Source organism: Priestia sp. ABM2_011, from assembly GCF_056158845.1.
The window spans coordinates 5000213-5025973 of the sequence record NZ_JBSWUB010000001.1 but is presented as its reverse complement, the minus strand read 5'-3'; the positions used below and the strand labels follow the sequence as shown (position 1 = coordinate 5025973).

Here is a 25761-nt window from a genome sequence, read left to right as displayed (position 1 = left end):
AGCATTTTCAAATGACTAAAAGGATGTAACGATAAATGGAAAAATTAAAACCACCTGTAGAAAAAAATGAATATATAGATGTTGCGTTTGAAGATTTAACGCATGACGGAGCGGGTGTAGCGAAAGTGAACGGATTTCCTATTTTCGTTCAAAATGCGCTGCCCGGCGAAAGCGGCCAAGTAAAAGTCATTAAAGTAAAAAAAGGCTATGCGTTTGGCAAGCTTATCAAGCACCATACAATTAGTGAGCAGCGTGTTGAAGCACCCTGTCCGGTATACAAGCAGTGCGGAGGCTGTCAGCTGCAGCATGTAAGCTATGAAGGACAGCTGCAATTTAAACAAAAGCAAGTAAAAGACGTCATGGCGCGAATTGGCCATTTACCTGACGTTCCGGTACATTCGACGCTAGGAATGAACGATCCTTGGCGCTATCGAAACAAAGCTCAAGTTCCCGTAGCAGAGCGAGAAGGCGGTTTGGTCGCTGGGTTTTACCAGCAGCGAAGCCACGACATCATTAACATGGATGCCTGTTTGATTCAGCAGCAGGCAAATGATGATGTTGTTCAAGCTGTCAAATCAATCTGTGAAAAGCATGGGGTTTCTGCTTACCAGGAACAAAAGCATAAAGGCTCGCTTCGTCATATCATGGCGCGCTACGGACTTGTAACGGGTGAAATTATGGTTGTAATTGTTACTCGTACAGCTGAGTTGCCAAACAAAAAGCGTATTATAGAAGACATTATCGAAGCCGTGCCGAACGTGAAATCAATTGTTCAAAACGTAAACAGCAAGCGTACTAACGTCATTTTAGGGAACCAAACGAACGTACTTTGGGGAGAAGAATATATTTACGACTATATCGGCGATGTTAAATTTGCCATTTCAGCAAAATCATTCTACCAAGTAAACCCTGAGCAAACGAAAGTGCTGTATGACAAAGCGCTTGAGTATGCAGATTTAACAGGAGAAGAAACGGTCATTGACGCCTACTGTGGAATCGGAACAATCTCGTTGTTTCTCGCTCAAAAAGCGAAAAAAGTATATGGCGTTGAAATCGTCCCTGAAGCGATTGAAGATGCAAAGCGCAACGCTGAGCTAAACGGTATTCACAATGCTGAATTCGAAGTAGGCGAAGCAGAGGTCGTCATTCCAAACTGGTACAAACAAGGCATCAAAGCGGACGTCATCGTCGTAGATCCGCCGCGAAAAGGATGCGACGAAGCCCTTTTAAATACCATCATCGAGATGAAGCCGAAAAAAGTTGTCTATGTTTCATGCGGACCAGCAACTCTTGCGCGTGATCTAGCTATTCTAGAAAAAGGCGGCTATGAGACGGTTGAAGTTCAGCCTGTTGATATGTTCCCGCATACGACGCATGTGGAGAATGTGGCGGTGCTTACATTAAAATAAGAAAATTGTTTAAAACACCACTATCATTAGGAATGGTAGTGGTATTTTATATTGGCTTTTATTTTTAATACAGTACGGAATATGCTAAAAAAATTTATAGAGAAACAAATAAAAGCAATTATAAATGGGAGTAAAAAGATTCCTAAATATACATAAGGCAAAATGGATGAAGCAAATTGATTACGTGGGAAACGGATGAAAAAGAGGTAAGTTTAGAAACCATTTTAGATGTAGAAAAAGCATGGGATGTATTATTTCCAATTTACTTTATGGAATGTGTAACAAAGTATCATGGTGGAGAACCTTCAGCTGATGGATTTAATGTTGGAAAGAGAGAATGTTCTTTTTACCAATTACTAAGTTTTAATCAGGAGAAGAAGGATTACATTTTAAACGTGTACCATGATCTTAAATACCAGCTAGTTGATGGTATTTACCCATTTGGAGATGACATAGCGGATAATCATGTATGTTTTGACTACCGTTTTAACTCTCAGCGGCCTCTTATCGTTTTTATAGATCATGAACTAGCATACGAGAATCCTGAAAGCGGTATGTTTTTCGTCGCCCATTCATTTGAAGAATTTATTAATGGTCTATATGAAGAAGAATAAAATTAAAATAACTTTCCACCAAGAGACTGGGACAAAAGTATTTTAACCCAAGTAAAAAACGAACCATTAATCAACATGTTTGATTCGTGGTTTATTTTTTTGTTAGGGCAAATAAGTGTCGTCTGTTTCGTTCCTTTTAGCAGTTGATTGGAGGGCAAGACGAAGACTCCTGCGGGAAAAGCGGAATAGGTGAGACCCCGCAGGAGCGCAAGCGACGAGGAGGCTCAGCGGCCGCCCGCGGAAAGCGAAGTCTTGCACGGAAATCAACTGCGGTTCCATACAAGCTCATCTATACTAGTTGTTCGCCTTTAAAATACATTCATTTCATTATGATGTCTCAACCTCTTTTAGGTTAAATAAGTACGGAAAAGGTAAAGGTAGCATTTCTATAACAAAAGCAGCAAAAGCTTGATATAAAAGCATTATCCGCTTGTATGTCCGTTTTATTTTGCAGTTTGTCCACCCCACCAACACAGCAAATTTCTGAATATACTTTTTTTAAGGTTTTCAATATTTTAGGAATTATAATAAAGAAGCAATAAATGAAAACATTATATTTGTGGTAAGAGGTGAAGGGACATCATGTATAGAGCAATTGCTATTATAGCGGGTTCTGTGTTAATTGGATTTGCATACAATTGGTTTTTAATCCCCCATAAAGTGCTAAGCAGCGGAATTAGCGGTATTGCTATGATTATAGGAATTTTAACGCCTGCAAGCACGGGAACAATGAATTTTTTGTTGAATTTACCCCTTTTAATTATTGGTTTTATGAAGTTAGGAAAGCGGTTTGTTTTACATACGCTGCTGTCCGTTGTGGCTTTATCAATTGCTTTATACGTGATTCCCTTGAGAGCTGTTAGTACAGATCCTATTCTGTCAGCTGTTTTTGGAGGAGTTTTAACTGGAATTGGCGTAGGGTTTGTTTTTCGTCAGTCAGCTTCGACAGGTGGATTTGATATTATTGCGATGCTTCTTACGCATAAAAAAGAATTTCCGCTTGGCGCTATATTATCAGCGATGAATGCCGTGGTCGTATTTGTTTCAGGTTTCTTTGTGAATTGGGACGCGGCTTTATATACGATGCTTTCGATTTTCGTCACAGGAAAAGTAGTGGATGCGATTCATACTCGCCACATTAAGCTCACGTTAACCATTATTACGAGAAAAGGCGAAGAAATGAAGCATCAGCTTCTTACGAATTTGGTGCGCGGTGTGACGTTAATGAACGGTGAAGGAGCTTATTCAAGAGAAGACCGTAAAATATTAATGACGGTGATTTCACGCTATGAGCTTGCAAACCTCAAGCAGTTAATTCAATCTGTGGATCCTGAAGCTTTCGTAAATATTACGGAAACGGTAGAAGTAATGGGGCTGTTTCGACGGGATGCCTATTAATATATTTGTTATTTCAGCGCCGATTTATGATAAATAGCCATTTTTATAGTATAAAAGTTATAAAAAAAGCCTTAAGAGTAGTTCTTGAGGCTTTTTTTGCGTAAAATATGAGTAAGAAAATATCGTGTATGAAAAGTATAAAAAAGGGAATTTGATAGAGTACATAAAATATTGACATCAAAAAGGAGAGACTATATGACGGTAGAATATCAGTTAACGAAAAAGAAATATTACGAAACGTTTATGCAAGAAAATGAAAATCAGCCGCCTGTAAAAGTCCTTGGACACGCTTATTACGAAGAGCAGCAAAAAGAGTGGTACGACTTATCGCTCATTCGCTTAGCTCAGGGAGAAGTGTACTTCCACAATCAAGATTTTGAATCCGCGATTTTTAAGTGGGAGAATGTAAATGGCGAGTTTAAGCTGTGGGCGAAGAAAAATACAGCCGACGCACATTATGAATTGGGGTTGTCTACGCTCGCTGAAGAGCTTTACCTATCCATCGAAACGGATTCAAAAGTATTAAAAGCTGAAATAGCGCTAAAGCTGTTTTCGCTTTATACGGACCATAACAATATTGAACGAGCTTATGAAGTTATTAACGAGCTGGTTGCTTCTCAGCCGGATTATCCAAACGTCACGGCGATTGCGCGAAGATTTTATGAAGAGCAAGAAGATTTTAATAGCGCAGTGGAGCTTGCAGTAGATGAGTGTATTCGAACAGAATCGCTGAATTGGTTTGCGGTATTAAAGACTTACGTAGATAAAGGATATACAGCAAACTTTATCCCTAACTATTTTTATCAAGTGATGATTTCATTTTACAAAGTGGACCAAGTATATTTCAAACAGCTTGTCTCAGCTTTATGGAAACAATATAAGAGTCAGCCTCCTTATCTTGCTTGGATTAAAACCATCAATGATATTTTCTTGAATATTGAAGTGGGTCTCTATGATTATTGGCAAGAGATTTCAACTCTTTATCAAGAGACGTACACTGACTTAATGGAAAGTGATCATTCTGTAAAGGAATTACATGAAGTCATTCCGAACGTATTAACAAACTGGCTTAAAATTACTAATAAGTCACGTGCGTTATTTCCGTCTGCGGCCGTGCTTTCATGGAATGAAAAGTTTCCGTCAACTATTGATACCATTACAATCGAAAATGCAGGCAGATTAATTTTTGAGGCGCGTAACGACATTGATGGTCTTGAATATCACTACAAGCTTTGCCATGGCATTATTAAATGGGCTAATGAAAATGGTTTAGAAGTGGGGCACACCTTTAAATGGTGGGTAGACTTTTTATTAGATGCTCATACGACACACTTATTAATTACAGGAACAAATGCTGCAACGTCTTCATTTGTGGGATCGATTACAGAAGAAAAGGTACCGCAAAATCATGAAACAACCTTTGTGTTCATTCATGATGAAGAAGAATCTATCCAGCAAATCGCTGATCAAGAAATCATTCCGATGGAAACGATTGACGGAGCGGAGCAATCTTCTCACCAGGCGCTTGTAGAAGTGAAAAAACCTTTTGCGTTCCTTGATAAGCATAATTGTTCATGCATTGTTACGCCAAGCTTTACAGAACAAGAGGCGCGTGAGCAGGATGCATTTAAATATGCTCCTTTAGCAGATGGTTTACTGTTTGTGCTTGATGCAAAAGAATCGCTGCTTGATGAAGAAAGAGAATTATTGCTGGAGATTAAAGAATATGCGCCAAATACGCCAGTTCATTTTGTCATCAACAATATGGACAGTCTTTATAATCAAGCAACGATTGAGCGAATTACAAAAGAATTTGAAGCAAGCATTGGAGCGGATTTCCCGCAGGCTCATGTATTAGCCTATACGCCTCACTACGTATCGAGTCAGCACCACGGAGACTTGGCTCAGTTTATTAAAGCTAATTTCTATTACGATCCAAACGACGTTGGAGTAGAAGAGCGTGCGCGCAGACTGCTGTTCTTCATTCAAAATATGCTAAAGAGCTTAGTGGAAAAGAGAAATCACACAGAAAATCATTTGATTGAAAGTATTAAATGGAACGAAGATATGCTTGTGCGATTAAATGGCTTCTTGCATCGAGTGGATGACTTAGAACAAGAAAAAGCGAGTAGTATTGTTTCAGCTTATCATGGCATCAAAGAGGATATCAGCAAAAAGCTAAAAAATAAAATTCCTCGTTTACTCAAAAAGTCTTCAGAATTAGTGAAGGAAGACAGTGATTTTAGTACAGTTCATATTGAACTGAATAAACAAATGAATATGCGCGTGGAAGAGCACTTGCAGCAAGATGTTCTACCTAAGTTCCGCATTTCTTTAAAGGACTGGATTGCTACATCAAATGAAGAGCTGATTGCGAGTCAAGTAGATATTGAAGAAGTAGCAGAGTCATTAAATAAGATGTACAATGAGCAAAAATTAACGTTAGCCTGCGATTTTAAAGTGCTGGACGACTGGCGCCGCGACGTTAATCGTATGGCTAATCGGGTTCAGCTGGATGAAGAAAATATTTTACTTCGCGTTAATCCAACGCAGCTTTTGTTAAAAGGAGCAGGAAAACTGTTTTCTTCCATTCTTCAAAATCAAACGCTACTTTATAATCAATATAAAAAGTACATTGAAAGTCAAGACTATCAAGATATCACAGAATCTATGCTGGCAAAGTTTTTTATGCAATTTAATTTATTTGAGAAAAATTTAGAAGTTGATATTGAACTATTCTTTGAAAAGCCAAAAGAGGTTCTAAAAGAAACGATTGAAGAAACACAGGCGCATATTAATGAAAATCAAGACGTATTAAGTCATATGAAAGCCAATCCTGAAGCTTACTATGATCCGTTAACATTATTCCAGCTTCGCTTGCGTCAGTATGAGTTAATGGTTAAAGCTACAGAAGAAGTACACTATAACGTCTAAAAGGTGGAGCAGGATGTATTTAACGATAAAAGAAGCAGCAGAGTATCTATCTTTTCCTGAAGAATATGTACAGAAATTGATTCAAGAAGGAAAAGTAAGGGCTATATTTGATGGTGAAAACTACTTATTAAATAAAGAGCAGTTTAACACTCATTTAGAGCAAATGGAAAAGTATAAAAAACAAATTGAAGAATACCTAAATGAGCCAATCCCTGAAGATATGGACGTAAAAGATGAAGATTGAAGGCCGAAGCAGAAAACAGATGTTTTCTGCTTTTTCTTTTGGAGTGAAAGTGTTAAAAAAGGTAAGATATGAAAGAAATGTCGAAAAAAGTTGGAATTTCGTTAAAGATGTAGTCTTTTTAGATGCTTTTTTTATATAATGAAAGTATGCTAAACAAAAAGGAGAAGGTCTATGCAACGATCAAGACAGTTAAGGCTGATTTTATTGCTTGCCCTGATTGTTGTCGCTTCGTTTTTAATTATTATTGTTTCGAAAACACAAGGGATTATAAGTCAGCAAACGACAAAAAAAGTAGAAAACACAAGCGTTGCAATTCTCACCTCTGATGTACTGACAGATCAAAGCTGGGGCAGTCTAGCTTATAAAGGAAAAATCAACATCGAGCAGAAGTACCCCGTTTCGGCTCAAGTTATTAGCGAAGTAAATACGAACCAAAAAATGAAGGAAGCTGCTGAAAAAGTTATTCAAAATGGAACAAAAGTCGTAATTGGACATGGAAGAGAATTTTCTACCGTTTTTACAGAACTCGCTCCTAAGTATCCTCATGTTCATTTCGTCACCATTCACGGTACTTCACGTTATAAAAACCAAACTGTATATACATTTGATCAAACAAAAATAGAGTATCTGGCAGGCACGGCAGCTGCCATGAAGACACGAACGAAAAAAATTGGATTAATTGATGCATTTGAAGCACGCGAAAAAAATCCAGGGTTTGAAAAAGGCCTAAAAGCGTCTGATTCCTCAATTGCTTTTTATTATCGAGTGGTAAACAGCCGAGACGATGGAGCAAAAGCAGTAAAGCTGCTCCGTGAGTTAAAAGATGAAGGCGTCGATATCGTCTATGCTAAAGGAAATTCATATAATCAAGAAGTGATTCAAGAAGCGAAAAAACAAAAAATGTACGTAATAGGATATTTAGATGATCAGGCGTATATGGGGAGGTCTGTTATTTTAACAAGTGTGATAAATGATGTTCCTCAAGCTTACAACGCGATTATGAAAGACTATTTTAGTAAAAAGGGCCTTCGATCTGGAGAAGTCAAACTTGATGCCCGGGATGGTGTTTATAAGCTTGCGCCTTTTGGACCAATGTACAGTAAACAAGAAAAACAAATATTATATTCGAAAGTTAGAATGTCTACACAGCCGAAGTAACTATGAAAAAGAAAGAGATGATTATGAATCAATTATTTCGCAACATGTCATTCCGTAGCCAAATATTAACGATTCTTCTTTTGATTACATTCATGTTAAGCGGGTTCTCTTTAGTTTTAGTGCATGCCATTGATAAAATGAATCATGTAAGCAACGAAATTAAAGATGAAGATGTTCCTCAAATGGTGTGGCTTTCTTATTGGGAAGAGCAGCTGAACATAAAAGAATACATTGTGAAAAATAATCTAAAGAACCCCACTGTCTCTTTGATAGAAGAATATCAATCATATGATACACGAGTTATTGAAGACAATGAAAAGTATAAGCAGCCTGTGCCAAAATCGTTGATTCCACTGAAGGAAAAAATTGAGCTGCTTGATTTCAAGATTTCTAATAACGTGCAGGGACTGCTGAAGTACGGAGATATAGAGGGAGCAAAAGAGTATCTTAAGAGAAATTATTTGCCGGATATGCATCAGATAAAAAAAGATATTAATAGTTCAAAAGAAGAGACGGTTGATTCACTTGATACACTATCAGATACACTGTCTGTCATTATTAAAGATTCATTAATTTTACTATTAATTTTAACAGTAAGTGCTATTGTGGCTTCTCTTTATGTTTCTTATCGTATGAGTGCAAGCCTTACGAAACCAATTGAACAAATGATTGAAAAAGTGAATGACATTGCAGACGGAGAATACGGTCTTGTTCTTCAAGACACAAAGCAAATCGAGCTGAAGCAGCTTTCGGCTTCTATCAATCAAATGTCGGTTAGTTTAGAAGATTCATTTTGGAAAATCATTAAAGATAAAGCATATCGCCAGCAGATCTTAAATTCACTGCCTGTTGGAATTATCACAATAGAAGATGAGACAAATAGTATATTTGCTAATACCTCAGCAAAACAGTTTTTAGATCTCGATGAAAAGGATATTTGCCGGTATATGAAGGAATGTCCTGAATATAATACTGAATTTTGGAGCATGTTGAATTCGGGAGAAATTCACGAAAATAAAAAAGTATTATTTGGAACGAAAGAGACGTGCTATTGCTTTTTAGCCTCTCAAACGCAGCTGTTTAATGAGAAGAACGAAAGCATTGGAAGGATTTTTTATTTCATTGATATATCGGATACCGAAGAATTAGAAAAGCGAATGCATCAGTCTGAGAAACTTGCCTTGGTTGGAGAAGTGGCAGCCGGAGCTGCTCATGAGATTCGTAATCCTCTTGCCGTGATTCATGGATTTATATCTCTTATGAATCAGTCTCTTTCTGATGAGGAGAAAAAGCGTTTTTACCTGCCTCTGCTTATGAAAGAACTAGAGAGGATTAATTACATCATTGAAGAAATGCTGTTGTTATCAAAGCCTGGGACTCCGGTGATGAAAAAAGTCAGCATGCAGGATATTATTAATGAGTTATTGCCTTTGATTACTCACTCAAGCAAATTTACAGAAAAAGATAAGCTTATTTTCGATGTGAAATTGCAGCCGCATGTATTAAAGGTAGATGAAAAACAAATCAAACAAGTTCTTCATAATTTAATTCGAAACAGTATGGAAGCCATGGATGGAGAAGGAGTCATTACAATCTACTCGCAGGTTCATGAAGATAGCTACTGTCTATACATTGAAGATACTGGAAAAGGTATTCCGGTTCATATGCAGCAGTCGCTGTACCAGCCTTTTTCCACTTCGAAGGATAGTGGCACAGGTCTTGGCCTGCCCATTGCTCAACGTATTCTAGAAAGCCACGGAGGACAGATTAAATTATTATCTACTTCTTCCCGCGGCACAGTTTTTGTTATTAAATTTCCTCTACATTAAGAAAACAGCCTCAAAAGGGCTGTTTTTTAATGTGCTGTTAAAATAAGAGGACCGTTTTTCGTAATCGCAAGCGTATGTTCAAATTGAGCGGATAATTTACCGTCTGTTGTACGAGCAGTCCAACCGTTTTTATCCATTTTAGAATGCCATGTACCAGCGTTTACCATTGGCTCAATCGTAATAACCATACCTTCTTTTAAACGTGTACCTTTGCCGGCTTTTCCGTAGTGAAGAATTGTAGGCGCTTCGTGCATGGTATTTCCAATTCCATGTCCTGTGAAGTCGCGTACGACAGAGAACTTTTCGCCTTCTACATAGCTTTGAATAGCGTGGCCGATGTCACCTGTACGGTTTCCTGGCTGTGCTTGCTCGATTCCTTTTGAAAGCGCTTCGTATGTAACATCTACTAGACGCTGTGCTTCGTCTGAAATGTCTCCAACGGTATGAGTCCATGCGGAATCTGCTAAGCCTCCGTTTAAATTTACAACCATATCAATGGTTACAATATCCCCGTCTTTTAACGGTTTAGTTGTTGGGAAACCGTGGCAAATTTCATCATTTAAAGAAGCGCACGTTGCATATTGATATCCTTTGTATCCTTTTTGTTCCGGCGTTGCTCCGTGCTTTGCTAAGTACTCTTCAACAAATTTATCAATTTGCATTGTTGTTATGCCTGGTTTGATCATTTTAGCGATTTCTTTATGACAAGAAGCTAATAGTTTACCTGCTTCGTGCATTAAATTAATTTCGCGTTCACTTTTTAATGTGATCATTGTTGTTCACTCCTTTTTTGATGTAACTTTACGAAAAAAGTTGAGCAGCGGTTATAGCGATGAAAGTCGACTATTCATCAGTCGATTCTTCTTTATTTAAAAATCTAAGAAATACAGGAACCGTCTGCTATGGGGCGATATAAAATCATCCTTAATCATAACGCCCAATGGTAGGAAAATGCAAGATGCAGGCTTAAAAAGGAAGGGTTTGACGATAGGCATGTAGGGAAAACTGATAAATGAACGTTGAATTGGAGCATTCTCTATAACAAATGCGGTATGATATAGTAAAATAAATGAAACGAAACAATTCTTTAGGAGGGGTATAGGAAAATGAGTGAACATGGAAAATTTATTGGATTTGCAGGTACATATACAAAAGCAGGCAGTGAAGGTGTCTATACATTTACGTTAGATACGAAGGCTAAAAAGATTGTAGAAGTAAAAGCCGTGGCCAAAATTGAAAACCCTACATACTTAAATGCAAGCAAAGACAACGAACATCTTTATACAGTTATTAAAGAAGGAGAAAAAGGCGGAGTAGCTGCTTTTAAGGTTGATCCAAACACGGGTCAACTAAAGTTTGTAAACAAACAGCTGCTAGATGGCGCGCCTCCTTGCTATGTTTCAGTGAATGAAGATAATACGCTTGTTTTATCTGCTAACTTTCATAAAGGGAGCGTTGAGACGTATTCTGTTAATGAAGAAACAGGAGAAATTGAATATGTAGCATCCGTAGTGGAACATCCTCATTCAGACCTCAAAAAAGGACAAAAAGGAAAACCACACGTACACTATGCCGATTTTACTCCTGGAGAAAAGCACGTGGCCGTTGTGGACTTAGGTATTGATGAAATTGTGACATATGAAGTGGAAGAGAATAAATTGAAGGAAGTCAACAGCCTTTCTATATCTGTTGGTTCTGGCCCTAGACATTTAACGTTCCATCCAAATGGCCGCTATGCGTATGCAATGACAGAATTCAGCTCCGAAGTTTTATTTTTAACGTATGACGAAAGCACAGGAAGCTTTACTCAACAACAAGCTACTTTAGCAATTCCGGCTGATTTTACAGAAAATAATCAAGGGAGTGCGATCCACATTTCTTCAGACGGCCGCTTTGTCTATGCAGGAAACCGCGGACATAACTCGATTGCAACATTCAAAGTAGACCAGGATTCTGGACAGTTAACATTCGTAGAATGGACAGGCACTGAAGGCGACTGGCCGCGCGATTTTGTTTTAGATCCAACGGAACAATTTATTGTGGCGTCTAATCAAGAGACAGGAAACTTGGTGCTGTTTGAAAGAGACCAAGAAAATGGAAAGCTAACGCTTCTTCAATCTAACGTTACGGTTCCAGAAGCTGTATGCGTAAAGTTCCTCCACTATAAGTAATCGATGTAGAAAGCCAGACCTGATCCAAAAACAATCAGGTCTGGCTTTCTAAACCTAAGCGGCTGTCACTCCCCTTTCGGGGTTAGTGCCATCCGCATAGGTGAACCTTTGAGGGAATAGTTAGGTAGTGCGCATTCCTAAGCGTCATTTATGATCCCAATTTTTGAAATGAGCATAATCTATATATGGAAGAAAAGCCCTTTTGGAGGGCTTTTTTTTCTGGGGTTGTAGTAGAATGAAGAGAGAACGCATGAAGGGCTGAGGTGATAAGTGTGGAAAATATATGTGAGTATCCAATTGTACAAGCTCCTATGGCAGGAGGAGTTTCGACGCCTAAACTAGCTGCAGCTGTATCTAATAGCGGAGGGCTAGGGTTTTTAGCCGCGGGATATAAAAGTGCGCGTGAATTGGAGCAGGAAATTATAGAGATGCACTCACTTACGAAAAAACCTTTTGGAGTAAATCTGTTTGTTCCGACAAATGAAAAAGTAGCAGTTGATGCACTTGATTGTTATCAAAAAGAATTGTCAAAAGCCGCTGGATATTTGGAGTGTCAAGTTGGCATACCAAAGAATGATGATGATGAATGGAGTGCCAAGCTCGACATCATTCAAAAACATCGAGTACCTGCTGTGAGCTTTACATTTGGGTGCCCGGATCGAGAGATTGTAGCAAGCTTAAAGGGAATTGGAAGTCATATTTTCGTTACGATTACAACACCTCAAGAAGCCGAAGTGGCTTTGAGAGCAGGAGCAGATGCGCTGTGCTTGCAAGGAATCGAAGCCGGCGGCCATCGGTCTACTTTTTTAGAGAGTTCGGTGGACTTTTCGCTTATAAATTTGCTAAAAGAAGTCCGTCTAATCACTAAAAAGCCATTAATTGCTGCGGGAGGCTTGATGACGGGGTCTGACATTAAACGCGTGTTACAGGAAGGTGCTTCTGCTGCGCAGTTAGGTACGGCTTTTATTTGTTGTCCAGAAAGCGGAGCGAGTGCTCTTCATAAAGAAAGCATTCTTCAAAAGCGTTTTAATGAAACAGGTGTTACAAGAGCTTTTACAGGGAAACGTGCTAGAGGATTTGTGAATGCTTTTTTTATTTCCTATGATAAATCAGCACCATCCGCTTACCCTCATATTCATTACATGACAAAGCCTATTCGAACAAAAGCTACACAAATGAATAATCCAGAGTACACTTCTTTGTGGGCAGGAACTGGATTTACGCTGGCAAAAGAACTGCCTGCACATCTTATTGTGGAAGAGCTTGTACAAGAACTAAATGAATGATGAGAATTACGGTGTTGCTTGCTTTAAGTGCAAGCAGCTTTACATAAAGAAGGTGAACTTATAGTGCAAAACAAATTTACGATTGGGCAAATGGCCAGACTGCACGATATTCCAATTAAAACACTTCGCTATTATGATGAAATTGGCCTGTTCGAGCCTTATGAAGTTGATCCGCAAACCGGTTATCGTTACTATACGTTAGAACAATTTAAAAAATTAGATATCATTGTCTATTTAAAGCTGATGGGAGTTCCGTTAAAAGAAATTAAAAGAAAGATGGAGCACAGCAGCTTGGATGAATTTATTGAAACTTTAGCGGAATATCAGAAGGTAACAAAAGAAAAAATTCGTCACCTTCAAAGAGTGAATGCCCAGTTAACAACTCGAATGAAGGAATTAGAACAGACGAGACATATTAACCAAATAGGAGCCCCGTTCATCAAACACCTTCCTTCTCGTGAAGTTGTGCAAGTAAAAGCAGAGGTAGGTACGTTAGACGGAACTGAAAGTGTTCTCCGTGATTTAAAAAAGAAAATTAGTCATATTACCCCGATTATGATTGGGAAAGTAGGGTTTATACTATCTGTAGAAAACACAAAAAAACAACAATTTACAGATTACGATGGCATTTTTTTATTGGTCGAAAGCGATGTTTCTTTTAAGCATGAACTCGTTACGTTAATACCTGAAGGCGATTACGCATCTATTTATATGAGAGAAAAGAGAGATACCACAGGAGTCTATTACGATACGTTACTGAACTTTATTAAAGCCGAAGGATACAAAGCAGAAGGGCCTTTTTTAATTCGGCGAATTGTAGATTCATTTATTTCTCATCATGAAGAAGAGCGGCTGACGGAAATTCAAATTCGAATTACGTCTTGACTATCCAGTTGCTGGAGGGTTTAAGATGAGACTATTGTAAAACTGCTGAAGGGAGAGACAACAATAGATGAATCAGCAAAGTATTTCCCAAGGAATGTCTTTAAGCCGAGGAAATCGCATTTTATTTATTTTAATTTTGGGTTCACTAAGCGCATTTGGACCGTTATCAATTGATATGTATTTGCCAGCGCTGCCGACGCTTGCTAAAGAACTGCATACGTCAGCTTCTTTAGCCCAGGTCAGTCTGACAGCTTGCTTATTAGGCTTGGCATTTGGGCAAGTGGTAATGGGGCCATTCAGTGATATCCGGGGAAGGAAAAAGCCGCTTGTAGCAGCATTAATCACCTATGCAGTTGCCTCTGTGTTATGCGTGTTTGCGCCTTCTATTTGGATTTTTATCGTTTTACGATTTATTCAAGGCATGGCGGGAGCAGCAGGAATGGTTATTTCAAGAGCAAGCGTGCGAGACTTGTTTTCAGGTTCGGATTTAACAAAGTTTTTCTCCATGCTCATGCTCGTAAATGGTTTAGCTCCCATTTTGGCTCCGGTTGCCGGTGGACAGCTGCTGACGGTTATGTCGTGGCGCGGAGTATTTGGTGTATTAGCCGTAATTGGTGCACTAATGTTTTTTGCCGTTTTATTTGGCTTGAAAGAAACGCTGCCGGCTGAACGCCGTAAAGAAGGTGGATTAACAGAAGTACTGCGTACATTTAGCGTATTGCTAAAAGATAGTGTCTTCGTGGGATATGCGCTGGCGCAAGGTTTTATTATGAGCGCTATGTTTGCTTATATTTCAGGCTCTACATTTGTTCTTCAAGACATTTATGGACTGTCTCCGCAGATGTTCAGTTTTGTTTTTGCTATTAACGGTTTTGGTCTCATTATAGCTACTCAAGTGACAGGACGTTTAGCTGGTAAAGTAAAAGAAGCTACTCTTCTCATGTATGGATTGCTTCAAGCAGCCGTTGGAAGCGTGCTTTTAGTGGCTGTAATTGCTACTCACACATCCGTTATTTTGGTCTGCATCTTGCTTTTCTTTGTTGTATCAAGCGTAGGAATTGTGAACACAACCGTTTTTTCACTTGCTATGCAAAATCAAGCTTCTAATGCAGGGAGTGCTTCAGCGCTTCTAGGATTGCTGCCGTTCTTGCTCGGAGCAGCCGTAGCTCCTCTTGTGGGACTTGGAGGAGGGCAAAATGCTCTGCCGATGGGCATTGTGATTATGGTCTGTGATTTATTAGCATTAGGTGTATACATGGCATTAGTGAAACGGAAAACTGCATCATAAAAAATCTACTTGGCTCTCAACAGCCAAGTAGATTTTTTTAGTTATTGAGCTTTGTGCTCGTTCTTTTCAAACGGCATTGTGACACCGAGTTTTTGAATTTCTTTTTTTGCATTTTCTAAAATGGTTTCGGCCTTAGCTTTTGTTTCAGCATCTAAACCATTTAGAAAATCTTTCTTTTTAGCAGGAAGATCTACGCCAAGTTCTTTTAATTTGGCTTCAGCTTGTTCCTTAGTCAGCGTGCCATCGCGAAGCTGATCCATAATAGCTTTGGCTTTTTTCTTAGTGGCTGCATCTAGATTGCTAAAAGGACCACCTTTATGTTCAGGGAAGTCTACGCCAAGTTCTTTTAATTTGGCTTCAGCTTGTTCCTTAGTCAGGGTGCCGTCGCGAAGCTGATCCATAATAGCTTTGGCTTTTGCCTTTGTACCAGCATCTAAATTGCTAAAGGGGCCTTCTTTATGATGCTGAGGTAAGCTTACGCCGAGTTTCTGTAATTTTTCCTGTGCTTTTTTCATAATATCATCAACTTTTTGTTGTGTTGCATCACTCGTAGTTGTTGTATTGCCATTTGTTCGCTCTACAACCGTTGAAGAGCTTGTTTCATCTTTGCTTGCTGCAAATACCGTGGAGTTTGCAGCGGCCATAACTCCTAGTGTTAAACCGCTTGCCATGATATAACCGAATAGTTTCTTTTTCATGCTGTTGTCACTCCTTAAAAGTTATAGGGGTGTGGTACAGAGCTGTCCACAATTGTTAATGTAACCACCAATAGTGAAAAAATGGTGAAAATAGATAAAAAACGAAAAAATATAGACGTTTGTTGAACACTACAGCTCTTTTATTGGATAACAAAATGAAATTCGATATGATTTTATCTAAGTAACAGCAAAAAAGAATGGAGACTTTATATAGATGAACGTTCTTAAAAAATTGGCAATAGCTTTGATAGTTGTGATAGCGGTAAGCCTGTTATTTTTGTTTCGCGATGAGTTAAAGCCAGGTCCAACGTTAAAAGATTTTTCAGGAGCAGCTGAGTTGCATCCTGTCGTAGAAGAAAAGAAAAATAAACTTGTTCAACAAGCAAACGACCAAGGAATCTCGATTGTCATTACGGAAGGTTTCCGTTCAAAAGAAGAACAAGATAAGCTTTATGCAAAAGGCAGGACGGAAGAAGGCAACATTGTTACCTATTCAAAGGGCGGCCAGTCTTATCATAACTATGGACTAGCTATTGATTTTGCTATTGGGTTAAAAGACGGACAAGTTATTTGGGACATGAAATATGACGGTAATAACAATAATCGGTCTGATTGGATGGAGGTTGTAGATATCGCAAAAAGTTTAGGGTTTGAATGGGGAGGAGATTGGCAAGGTTTTAAAGACTATCCGCATTTTCAAATGAGTCCGGAAAATATAAAAGGCCACACACGCTAATAAAGCGTGTGTTTTTTAGAGAAATAATATAATTTCACTATATTTATGTCAGAACCTCTAACATGAATGGAAGCTTGTATTTACTTTTTTATTAATTTACTGCTAAGAGAATTATATATATTAATATAATAAAGTGATAGACAGATAATTAGAAAAAGGGCTGATTAGAGAGAACTGCCCTAGAAAAATGAAAGACAATTCGTATAAAGATATGCGTTAACTAATATAATCTATTGATTAAGCTTATACAAGTACCTTCAGCCTAGCGAACGTATGCTTACATATCGGCAAATGCCAACAAAACCTTTTATTTTTCTAGCATATTTTATTTGAAGATAGTTCATTTTGATTACAAAAAAGAGATAATTTGTCAACTGTTGACTTTGCTTTAAGGGTAAGAATATAATTTTTAACATATTTTAAATATTTTAAAAATTTAAATATTTATTGTTGTTCGCAGATTAGGAGGAGGAAAATGATTGTTTTTGACGGAGTGAACAAATATTACGGTGATTTTCACGTATTAAAAGATATCAATTTAACGATTAAAAAAGGTGAAGTTGTCGTCGTAATTGGACCTTCGGGTTCGGGTAAAAGCACGATGCTGCGATGCATAAATTATTTAGAAACAATATCTAACGGACAATTGACGGTAAATAATATATTAGTTGCAGATAAAAAAACAAATATTAACAAACTGCGCCGCAATATAGGTATGGTGTTTCAGCATTTTTATTTATATCCGCACAAAACGGTTTTAGAAAATATCACCTTAGCGCCTATGAAAGTACTGGGACAGTCGTCAGAAGAAGCTAAGAAAACAGCTCTATACTATTTGGATAAAGTAGGAATCGGTGAAAAAGCCAACGCCTACCCATCCCAGCTTTCAGGCGGCCAGCAGCAGCGTGTAGCCATTGCGAGGGGACTTGCGATGAAACCAGAGATTATGCTTTTTGATGAGCCTACCTCTGCTCTTGATCCAGAAATGATTGGAGAAGTGCTGGATGTCATGAAAACATTGGCTAAAGAAGGAATGACGATGGTAGTTGTAACTCATGAAATGGGGTTTGCTAAAGAAGTAGCAGACCGCATTGTATTTATGGATCAAGGAAAAATCTTAGAAGAGGCAACTCCGGCTGAGTTTTATGAAAACCCGCAAGAAGAAAGGGCACGTTTATTTCTTAGCCGTATTTTAAATCATTAATTGTTTAATAGGGGGAGTAATATGAAGAAATCAAAAACGTTTTTAAAGGCAGCCGTGCTTTCATTAGCAGCGGCTATGATGTTAGCGGCTTGTGGAGGGAAAAGTGAAGAAACGAGTGGATCATCAGCTAAAAAAGATGCGCTCACTGAAATCAAAGACAGAGGGAAAATTGTCATTGGAGTTAAAAATGATACGCGTTTGTTTGGCTTAAAGAATCCAAAGACGGGTGAAGTAGAAGGTTTTGATGTTGATATTTCTAAGCAGCTGGCTAAAGAGATTTTAGGAGATGAAAACAAGGTAGAATTTAAAGAAGTTACGTCCAAAACAAGGGTTCCTCTTCTTCAAAAAGGAGATATTGACGCTGTTGTTGCAACAATGACCATCACAGATGAGCGTAAAAAAGAAGTGGATTTTACGGATGTGTATTTTCAAGCTGGCCAGTCTCTTCTTGTGAAAAAAGGCAGTAAAATTAAAAGCGTTGATGATTTGAAGAAAGGTACTAAAGTGTTGGCTGTTAAAGGATCAACTTCAGCTATTAATATTCGCGAAAAAGCACCGGAGACAACGGTATTAGAGTTTGAAAACTATGCAGAAGCATTTACCGCTTTAAAATCTAAGCAAGGAGATGCTTTAACAACTGATGATGCTATTCTTTATGGAATGGCTGATGAAGATCCTTCTTATGAATTAGTAGGAAAGCCGTTCACAGAAGAGCCTTATGGCATTGCTGTGAAAAAAGGAAACAAAGAGCTTGTAGATGCATTAAACGATGCGCTTAAAAAGATGAAAGACTCTGGAAAATATGATGAAATTCACGACAAGTGGATCAAACAATAAGCGTACAGTTTTCTTTTCTCAGGATGAGCAGCATTATGCTCATCCTGCTTGTTTAGTTGAAAGGAGGAAGAAAATTGCTGGATTTTTCAATTCTGACGAACAATATGGATCTTTATTTAGAAGGTTTTAAGTACACCATTATCGCCAGTCTGATTGCTTTAGTGGCCAGTTTTGTACTTGGTACAATCATTGCGGTAATGCGAATAGCTCCTTTCAAAATAGTAAATGTAATTGGCACTGTCTACGTAGAGTTTATTCGAAATATTCCACTTGTGGTTATCGTCTTTTTTATTTTTATTGTGGCAGGAATCAGCGGTACAGCAGCCGGAGTGCTGGGATTAACTATTTATACGGCAGCTTTTATCGCCGAAGCTATACGAGCGGGAATTATGGCAGTTCCAAAAGGGCAGCTTGAAGCGGCGCGTTCATCCGGCCTTACGTACGGTCAGGCGATGCGATTCATTATATTGCCTCAAGCCATTAAAATTGTCATTCCTCCTCTTGGGAATCAATTTATTAATTTAGTGAAAAACTCATCCGTGCTAGGGATTGTTGCTGGTTTTGATTTAATGTATCAGGCAGATCTTGTTTCCTCTCGAACTTACGTAGTGTTTGATGTGTATATTTTTGTGGCCTTATTCTATTTAGTTCTAACCATTCCGTTGAGTTTAGGAGTTGGTTATCTTGAGAAACGTCTTGGTAAAACAAGCTGAAAGGAGTGAAAGTGATGGATTTTATGAGTGCTTATTCTCCTGATCACCTTTCCTTCTTAGTAGAAGGATTTTGGGTCACTTTAAAAGTGGCATTCATTTCGATTGTGTTAAGTTTTCTTATTGGAAGTATAGTAGGTATTTTAAGGTATGCCCGCATTCCAGTTCTGTCTCATGTACTCGCTTTTGTCGTAGAAATTATCCGGAATTTGCCGCTTCTTTTAATCATCTTTTTTACATACTTTGCTTTACCTGAAATCGGAATTGATATGGAAATTACGTCAGCAGCGATTGTGGCCCTCACTGTATTTGAATCTGCTATGATTTCAGAAATTATCCGAAGCGGATTAAAATCAATTGAAAAAGGACAAATTGAAGCGGCACGTTCATCAGGTTTAAACTATTACCAAACGCTTCGTTTTATTGTATTGCCACAAGCTTTGCGACGAATGGTACCTCCTTTAGTTAGTCAATTTATTTCATTATTAAAAGATACGTCGCTTGCAGTGGTCATCGCGCTTCCTGATTTGCTGCATAATGCTCAAATCATTTATGGACAGAAACAAAGTTACGTGGTGCCGATGTTTTTGATCATTGCGATGATGTATTTTATTGTAAACTATGCTTTATCAATCATTGCACGAAGACTAGAAGTCAAAAGGGTGTAGATACTCTTTTGACTTTATTTTTGGAAAATAAATAACATTGACAATGCATTGTTGCAACGCATAAAATGACTAAAGTAACAGTGATTAAATGAGATTATTTTCATTCATTATATAGAAGAAAAAAACAGTGTTGGTCCAACCCCTACTGAATATCCGGTAGGGGTTTTTGTGCAAGAAGTGATTTGGTTAAACTAACACGTAAAATGAACAGAAGGGACGGGCATTATGGAAAAACAAGATCAAAATTTAAAAAAAGGTCTGTTGCCTCGTCATGTGCAGCTCATTGCACTTGCCGGCATGATTGGGACAGGCATTTTTAAAGGTAGCGCTGACACGCTAGGTATTGCAGGACCAAGTGTTGTACTTGCGTATTTATTTGGCGGCCTTATCTTATTTATTGTAATGACGGCACTAGCGGAGATGGCAATTGTCTATCCGAATATGAACGTACAAAATTTAGTGCATAAGGCATTCGGTACGCAAACCTCTTTCATTGTAGGGTGGCTGTACTGGGTGAACTGGATTGTTGTGACGGTTGTTGAACTGCTTGCGGGAGGAAGCTTTTTGAAGTTTTGGTTCCCTTCTGTACCTCTTTGGCTCTTAAGCTTTCTCTGTGCAGTGCTGATTGTAGGGATGAATTTATTTCAAGTGAAGTATTACGGAGAAATTGAGTTTTGGTTTGCCGGTATTAAAGTAATTGCTCTTACTGCTTTTATCATTTTGGGAGCTTTCATTTTATTCGGTGTAATTCCAAGCGATGTGCAAAATCCTTGGGCAAATTATACGGCTCATGGAGGCTTTTTCCCTCACGGCATGAGCGGTGTGCTGAGCGCCTTTTTAATTGTGATGTTCTCTTACGGGGGAGCTGAACTAATTGGTGTGGCCGTAACGGAAACAAAAGATGTAAAAAACGTGTTACCGAAAGTAATTAAAGGCACAGTATGGCGAGTGATTGGCTTTTATATTTTGCCTATTTTAATTATTTGCGGCCTTATGCCCTGGAATTCTGTATCGGGGCAAGACAGTCCCTTTGTGCAAGTGTTTAGTATTACCGGTCTGCCAGGTGCGGCTCACATTATGAACTTCGTTTTATTGACGGCCGTTTTATCAGCAGCCAATTCAGGGATGTATGCAACTTCGCGTACGCTCTATGCTATGGCTCAAAGCGGAGAAGCATCCAAGCGCTTCTTGAAAGTTTCAAAAAATGGCATTCCGATTAACGGTTTGATGATTACGGCTGCTTGTATTTTAATAGGTTTGTTTTTAGCCTATAAGACGCCGGATAATGTAATTAGTTATTTAATGACTATTCCAGGTTTCACGATCATTCTCATTTGGGTGAGCATTTGTTTAGCTCAATTAAAGCTGCGTAAAGGGTATAAAGAAAAGCCGTTTTTTGCCTTAAAGTGGTTTCCTTATACAACGCTCTTTGCAACAGCAGCACTGCTTGTTATTTTTGTATCGTTTATGTTTAACAAAAACAATGTGATTGGATCAAGCGTATGTGCGGTTATCCTGGTCGTACTCCTCATTTTTTCATTTATTAATAAAAGTCGAAAAGAAAAAAAGTTTGAAGTATAGCAAAAAGGCAATATACTAGAAAGACGAGGGTAAAAGCTTGTCTTTCTTTTTTTGCGAAAATTTCTGTATCACGTTACATATTTCTAGATGAAATGTTTAGTTAAATAAATAAAGGATGAGGACTACAATGGAATCAAATAATGTATTTACAACAAACCCAAAAAAGAAATCAAAGCACTTGGCCACGATTTCTTTGGCGATTATGGGAGTGGGCTTCGTTGCCACCATGCCTTTTGGTGATTCAATTTGGGGTCGGTTGCTTCAAGGTGGGTTCGAAGCTGGATTAGTCGGGGGCTTAGCGGATTGGTTTGCAGTTACGGCTCTTTTTCGTCACCCTTTAGGCATTCCTATTCCACACACTGCGCTGCTTCCTAAAAACAGGCAGCGTATTACAAAAGGGTTAGTCTCAACGCTTGAAAACGACTGGCTGTCAAAAGAAAGCATTCAAGAAAAAGTAAAAAGAATTGCGTTTACAAAGCGTTTGCTTCCGATTGTTCGAAAAGGTGTTCATTCGGAAACGATTCAACAAAAAGGAACAGCACTGCTTGTTGATGCGATTAATCGTGTGGATACAGAGAAAGTAGTTCCTATTATTGAAAAAGAGCTCAAGTCATCGCTTTCAGCAATAGAGTTAAAGCCTATTGTGCATTCGGTTGTTGGAGAAGTGGTTAGAAATCAGTATGATGAAAAAGCACTTGATGTTCTTTTAAATAAGGGAGAGGGCTGGATTAAAAAAGAAGAAACGCAGTATCAGCTCGGAAGTATTGCTAAAAATGCGCTTGATAATATTGAGCTTGACGGTATTTTACAATTTGCTCTCAAATCATTTCAAAGCATGATTAACGAAGAGAAGCTAGGGTCTATTTTGCAAAATCTACTGCTTTCTATTACAGGTCGTCTTCGTAATGAAGATGATGAATATCGCCTTGCTTTGGTAAATGGAATTAGAAAAGAGCTGCAAGGCTTGGAGCACAATGAAGAGCTTCTTGAGAAATTAGAAGCATGGAAACAAAAAACGATTAATGAATTAAATGTAACGAATAAATTAACAGAAATCGTCGATAAAATGAAAGCGAAAGTGACGGCATTTATTGAAAGCCCTGAATTTATGAAAAGCTACGCCGTTCCTTACGTAGAGAGCTGGCTGAATGCTCTTGAAGGGGATGCACAGCGTCAAGAAGCAATTGATACGGCTATTCAAAAGCAAATCATGAGTTTTGTAGACGAGAATCATTCAAAAATTGGGCAGCTTGTTCAAGAAAACTTAGATAAATTAGATGATGAAACGCTTGTGGATATGATGGAAAACAATGTCGGAAAAGATTTGCAGTGGATTCGAGTGAACGGAGCTCTATGTGGATTCTTGATTGGTATTGTGTTAACGGTTATTAAATTAGCGGTATAAAAAAGAAGCACGCTCCTTTTGGAGCGTGCTTTTTCTATTAATCATCTATTTCTACACTGATTACGTCACCGTTTTTGGCATCTATTGAAACAGTTGCTTCACGTTTATCGGCTGTGTCAATTTCAATTTCATATACTAAACGGTTGTTTTCTTGTTCTAAATCCGTTTCATTCACGGTTCCTTTAGCACTTTTTAAAGCTGTTTTTATCGCTTGATCTAATGAAACAGCAGGGGAAACGTTTTGAAGATTCTCTTCTTTCTTATCTTCATCGTCTTTTTGTTCTTCATCAAATTCAATGATTTTACCGCTGTTGCTGTCAATATCTACATCGTATTCTTTATTACCTTTTGTGATGTCTACTTCATATTGTTTAACGCCGTCATCTACGGCTAATTGGATATTTGTAATGTCACCGCCTTCTGTTTTTTGAAGAGCAATGTCTTTTGCCTTTGCTTCTTCAATCGTTGTGGTTTGCTTCTTGTCATTGCTTTTAGACTGATCCGTCATGGCATATGCACTTGCACCTAATCCACCGACTAATACTGCACTGGCTAAAACAGTTGTAATAACTTTCATATGTTACGGCCTCCTTGATTTGTTGTTAAGACTATATTAGCCCATGAACTTTAAAGGAAAAGAAGAAGAAGTTTAAAATTTTCTTAGAAATAAATAAAGGTGTATAAAAAAAGCACAGCTTTCCGCTGTACTTTTAGTCGTCGTCATTTTCGTAGGTGATGGAATCTACATGCCCAGAGTAAGCGTTTATCATTACTTTAGCTTCTCTTGTTTTAGACTGATCAATTTCGACTTCGTAGAAGGTTTGGCCTTCTTCCTCTTCTATTTCAACTGAGGAAAACGTTCCTTTTACTTTTTGTAAAGCAATATCTCTTGCTTGTTCCATTGAAATGAGAGGCTCGTCGGATGTAGGAGAAACGGGTGGCTGCTCGCTCTTTTTTTGTTCTTTTTCTGTATCATTTTTAGTTTGAGTAGACGTTTGTTTCTCTACTTTTTGTTTGATTAATGACTGGACTTCTCCATTTTCTCCATTTACTGTGATGTGGTATGGAATATCACCTTTAAGCAAAGTAATTAGATAAATCGGTTCATCATCTTTTTGAGAAAAGCTTGCATTTTCAATTGTGCCGCCATATTTCTGCTGAATCATACGGCTGATTTCAGACTCGGATAAAATGGTATCAGATCGATTCATTGCTTTTGCTATTCCATAAAAGCAAGCTGAACCAACAGCAAGAAAGATAAGTATAAAAAGCACCGTTTTCTTCATACATTCACCTCCAGTATTATGAAAAATAGTATAGCAGGCAATTCTTAAAAATCTCTAAGAAACGGTGAGAAATCAAAGAGGAAAGCAAACCGTTACGGATGTCCCTTTGCCTTCATCGCTGCTAATCTCAATACGTCCGCTATGGGCTTCTACAATCTTTCGAGCAATGGATAACCCAAGCCCTGAACCACCGGTTTCTCGATTTCTTGCTTTATCTACGCGAAAAAAGCGTTCATACACGTTTGATAAATCTTCTTTTGGAATACCAATTCCTTGATCTGTGACCGTAATCATAAAGCTTTCGCTTCTTGTTATGGTTACCTCTACCGCTTTTTCACTATATTTAATGGCATTATCTAAGAGGATGTACAGCAGCTGCTTTAAGCGTTTTTCATCCGCTGTTACGACGGGATGATCCGTTTTTATATTTAAATAAATGGTTCGTTCAAAAGCTTGTTCTAGATGCTTGATTGTTTGGTTACAGACGGCCGCCGCATCTACGTGTTCCATGTGAAGCTCCCACTGCGACTCATCTTTCGCAAGCACCAGCATTTGAGACGTAAGCTGTTTCATGCGTAAAGACTCAGAGTGAATGGCTTCGATGGCTTCTTCTAAAATATCTGGACGCTTCATCCCCCATCGTTTTAGCATATTGGCATAGCTTTCTACCACGGTCAGGGGTGTTTTTAATTCATGAGAAGCATCGGATACGAACTGCTCTTGCTTTTTATAGTTTTCCTCTAATAAATCCATCATATTATTGAAGGTGTTGGCCATTTGATCTAACTCATCTTTAGAAGAGGAAGAGAGAGCGATTTTTTTGAATGTGCGAGACACTTGAATTTCTTCCATAGTATGAATAAGAGATTTGATAGGCCGCAAAATGATTTTACTTAAAAGCCGTCCGGCAAATATGGTCGGAATTAATATAACAAGAGAGGCAATAAGCAAGATGAATTTTAACGTCTGTAAAGATTGTTCCACGTCTTCGAGTTGTTCCGTGACTTCTAAAGAAACGACTTCACCGTTCGTCCAAATGACCGGAGTATGCGAAATTGCGTATAGGTGGCCGTCGTCTTCTTTGATGGTTGTTTGTTCATTTGAATAATAAGAATAGGATAAGTCCTGAAGCTCTTTCGTTTGATCAGTAACCGATACAACTAAAGGCCTCCCTGATTTAGGCAAAATACGAATCATTCCGTTAGGAGGCAAATAGGCACGAAGCAAATTGGCTTGTTTAACCGTCGAACTTGTTTGTTTTAGACCATGTGTTACGTTGCTTGTTTCTGCTTGCAAACGTTCAATTGCATTGTCTTCCATGGTTTTCTTGAAAATGAAGTAAATCGAGCTGTTCGCAATCACTAGCAGAATAAAAAGCAGCACAGTTGATGTAAGGATAATCTTTGTTTGCAGTTTCATG

24 protein-coding genes are annotated in these 25761 nt (G+C 38.3%); 19 read left to right on the top strand and 5 right to left on the bottom strand.

Going from position 1 to position 25761, the window contains the following annotated elements; all coding sequences use genetic code 11:
* Positions 1-35 precede the first annotated feature (35 nt).
* The 8 genes from rlmD to ACXAE4_RS26380 all read left to right on the top strand — a co-directional run bounded on the left by rlmD (position 36) and on the right by ACXAE4_RS26380 (position 9586).
* Positions 36-1409, top strand: coding sequence for a 23S rRNA (uracil(1939)-C(5))-methyltransferase RlmD (gene rlmD, locus ACXAE4_RS26415; RefSeq protein WP_047751760.1), 1374 nt, complete (start codon positions 36-38; stop codon positions 1407-1409).
* A gap of 176 nt (positions 1410-1585) precedes the next feature.
* Positions 1586-2023, top strand: coding sequence for an SMI1/KNR4 family protein (locus ACXAE4_RS26410; RefSeq protein WP_098112277.1), 438 nt, complete (start codon positions 1586-1588; stop codon positions 2021-2023).
* A gap of 143 nt (positions 2024-2166) precedes the next feature.
* Positions 2167-2379: a hypothetical protein gene (locus tag ACXAE4_RS26405; protein WP_080974221.1), complete on the top strand. Its 213-nt coding sequence runs from the start codon at positions 2167-2169 to the stop codon at positions 2377-2379.
* A 226-nt stretch (positions 2380-2605) separates the two neighbouring features.
* Positions 2606-3421: a YitT family protein gene (locus tag ACXAE4_RS26400; RefSeq protein ID WP_274863156.1), complete on the top strand. Its 816-nt coding sequence runs from the start codon at positions 2606-2608 to the stop codon at positions 3419-3421.
* A gap of 195 nt (positions 3422-3616) precedes the next feature.
* Positions 3617-6355, top strand: a complete 2739-nt coding sequence (locus ACXAE4_RS26395) for a GTPase domain-containing protein (RefSeq protein ID WP_028412513.1) — start codon at positions 3617-3619, stop codon at positions 6353-6355.
* Positions 6356-6368: 13 nt separating this feature from the next.
* The gene (locus tag ACXAE4_RS26390) at positions 6369-6599 is read left to right on the top strand and encodes a helix-turn-helix domain-containing protein (RefSeq protein WP_013055062.1); all 231 of its coding nucleotides are present in this window, start codon (positions 6369-6371) and stop codon (positions 6597-6599) included.
* Between the two features lie 171 nt (positions 6600-6770).
* Positions 6771-7757, top strand: a complete 987-nt coding sequence (locus ACXAE4_RS26385) for a BMP family ABC transporter substrate-binding protein (RefSeq protein ID WP_028412512.1) — start codon at positions 6771-6773, stop codon at positions 7755-7757.
* Positions 7758-7780: 23 nt separating this feature from the next.
* Positions 7781-9586, top strand: a complete 1806-nt coding sequence (locus ACXAE4_RS26380; RefSeq protein ID WP_475237287.1) for an ATP-binding protein — start codon at positions 7781-7783, stop codon at positions 9584-9586.
* Positions 9587-9612: 26 nt separating this feature from the next.
* On the opposite strand, the gene map is transcribed toward ACXAE4_RS26380, so the two are convergent.
* Complete coding sequence (gene map / locus ACXAE4_RS26375; protein ID WP_154974140.1) at positions 9613-10359, bottom strand: type I methionyl aminopeptidase; 747 nt, start codon at positions 10357-10359, stop codon at positions 9613-9615.
* Between the two features lie 333 nt (positions 10360-10692).
* On the opposite strand from map, the gene ACXAE4_RS26370 reads away from it, so the two are divergent.
* From ACXAE4_RS26370 to ACXAE4_RS26355, 4 genes are all read left to right on the top strand, one after another.
* A complete protein-coding gene (locus ACXAE4_RS26370; protein ID WP_155010620.1) occupies positions 10693-11757 on the top strand; it encodes a lactonase family protein in 1065 nt (354 codons plus the stop codon).
* Positions 11758-12029: 272 nt separating this feature from the next.
* Positions 12030-13043, top strand: coding sequence for a nitronate monooxygenase (locus ACXAE4_RS26365; protein ID WP_033580819.1), 1014 nt, complete (start codon positions 12030-12032; stop codon positions 13041-13043).
* Between the two features lie 63 nt (positions 13044-13106).
* Positions 13107-13928, top strand: a complete 822-nt coding sequence (locus ACXAE4_RS26360; RefSeq protein WP_028412508.1) for a MerR family transcriptional regulator — start codon at positions 13107-13109, stop codon at positions 13926-13928.
* Positions 13929-13995: 67 nt separating this feature from the next.
* The gene (locus ACXAE4_RS26355) at positions 13996-15216 is read left to right on the top strand and encodes a multidrug effflux MFS transporter (protein ID WP_047751756.1); all 1221 of its coding nucleotides are present in this window, start codon (positions 13996-13998) and stop codon (positions 15214-15216) included.
* A gap of 41 nt (positions 15217-15257) precedes the next feature.
* Here ACXAE4_RS26355 and ACXAE4_RS26350 read toward each other — a convergent pair whose 3' ends face one another.
* Complete coding sequence (locus ACXAE4_RS26350) at positions 15258-15914, bottom strand: hypothetical protein (protein WP_165573877.1); 657 nt, start codon at positions 15912-15914, stop codon at positions 15258-15260.
* Between the two features lie 214 nt (positions 15915-16128).
* Between ACXAE4_RS26350 and ACXAE4_RS26345 the strand changes: the two genes are divergently transcribed.
* The 7 genes from ACXAE4_RS26345 to ACXAE4_RS26315 all read left to right on the top strand — a co-directional run bounded on the left by ACXAE4_RS26345 (position 16129) and on the right by ACXAE4_RS26315 (position 23055).
* The gene (locus tag ACXAE4_RS26345) at positions 16129-16650 is read left to right on the top strand and encodes a M15 family metallopeptidase (RefSeq protein ID WP_048021637.1); all 522 of its coding nucleotides are present in this window, start codon (positions 16129-16131) and stop codon (positions 16648-16650) included.
* Positions 16651-17125: 475 nt separating this feature from the next.
* Positions 17126-17854, top strand: coding sequence for an amino acid ABC transporter ATP-binding protein (locus ACXAE4_RS26340; protein ID WP_028410185.1), 729 nt, complete (start codon positions 17126-17128; stop codon positions 17852-17854).
* Positions 17855-17875: 21 nt separating this feature from the next.
* A complete protein-coding gene (locus ACXAE4_RS26335) occupies positions 17876-18691 on the top strand; it encodes a transporter substrate-binding domain-containing protein (protein WP_033580702.1) in 816 nt (271 codons plus the stop codon).
* 74 nt (positions 18692-18765) lie between these two features.
* On the top strand, positions 18766-19404 hold the full coding sequence (locus ACXAE4_RS26330) for an amino acid ABC transporter permease (protein ID WP_140451841.1): 639 nt from the start codon (positions 18766-18768) through the stop codon (positions 19402-19404).
* Positions 19405-19418: 14 nt separating this feature from the next.
* Positions 19419-20069, top strand: a complete 651-nt coding sequence (locus tag ACXAE4_RS26325) for an amino acid ABC transporter permease (protein ID WP_099330582.1) — start codon at positions 19419-19421, stop codon at positions 20067-20069.
* A gap of 225 nt (positions 20070-20294) precedes the next feature.
* Positions 20295-21650 carry an amino acid permease gene (locus ACXAE4_RS26320; protein ID WP_028412503.1) on the top strand — a complete coding sequence of 452 codons (1356 nt, stop codon included), beginning with the start codon at positions 20295-20297 and terminating at the stop codon, positions 21648-21650.
* A 127-nt stretch (positions 21651-21777) separates the two neighbouring features.
* A complete protein-coding gene (locus ACXAE4_RS26315) occupies positions 21778-23055 on the top strand; it encodes a DUF445 domain-containing protein (RefSeq protein WP_034327421.1) in 1278 nt (425 codons plus the stop codon).
* A gap of 37 nt (positions 23056-23092) precedes the next feature.
* On the opposite strand, the gene ACXAE4_RS26310 is transcribed toward ACXAE4_RS26315, so the two are convergent.
* The 3 genes from ACXAE4_RS26310 to ACXAE4_RS26300 all read right to left on the bottom strand — a co-directional run bounded on the left by ACXAE4_RS26310 (position 23093) and on the right by ACXAE4_RS26300 (position 25760).
* Positions 23093-23632, bottom strand: coding sequence for a PepSY domain-containing protein (locus ACXAE4_RS26310; RefSeq protein ID WP_155010622.1), 540 nt, complete (start codon positions 23630-23632; stop codon positions 23093-23095).
* Positions 23633-23765: 133 nt separating this feature from the next.
* Positions 23766-24341 (bottom strand): PepSY domain-containing protein, encoded by a 576-nt coding sequence (locus tag ACXAE4_RS26305; protein WP_028412500.1) that lies wholly within the window; start codon positions 24339-24341, stop codon positions 23766-23768.
* Between the two features lie 72 nt (positions 24342-24413).
* Positions 24414-25760, bottom strand: a complete 1347-nt coding sequence (locus tag ACXAE4_RS26300; RefSeq protein WP_108674360.1) for a HAMP domain-containing sensor histidine kinase — start codon at positions 25758-25760, stop codon at positions 24414-24416.
* Position 25761 lies beyond the last annotated feature (1 nt).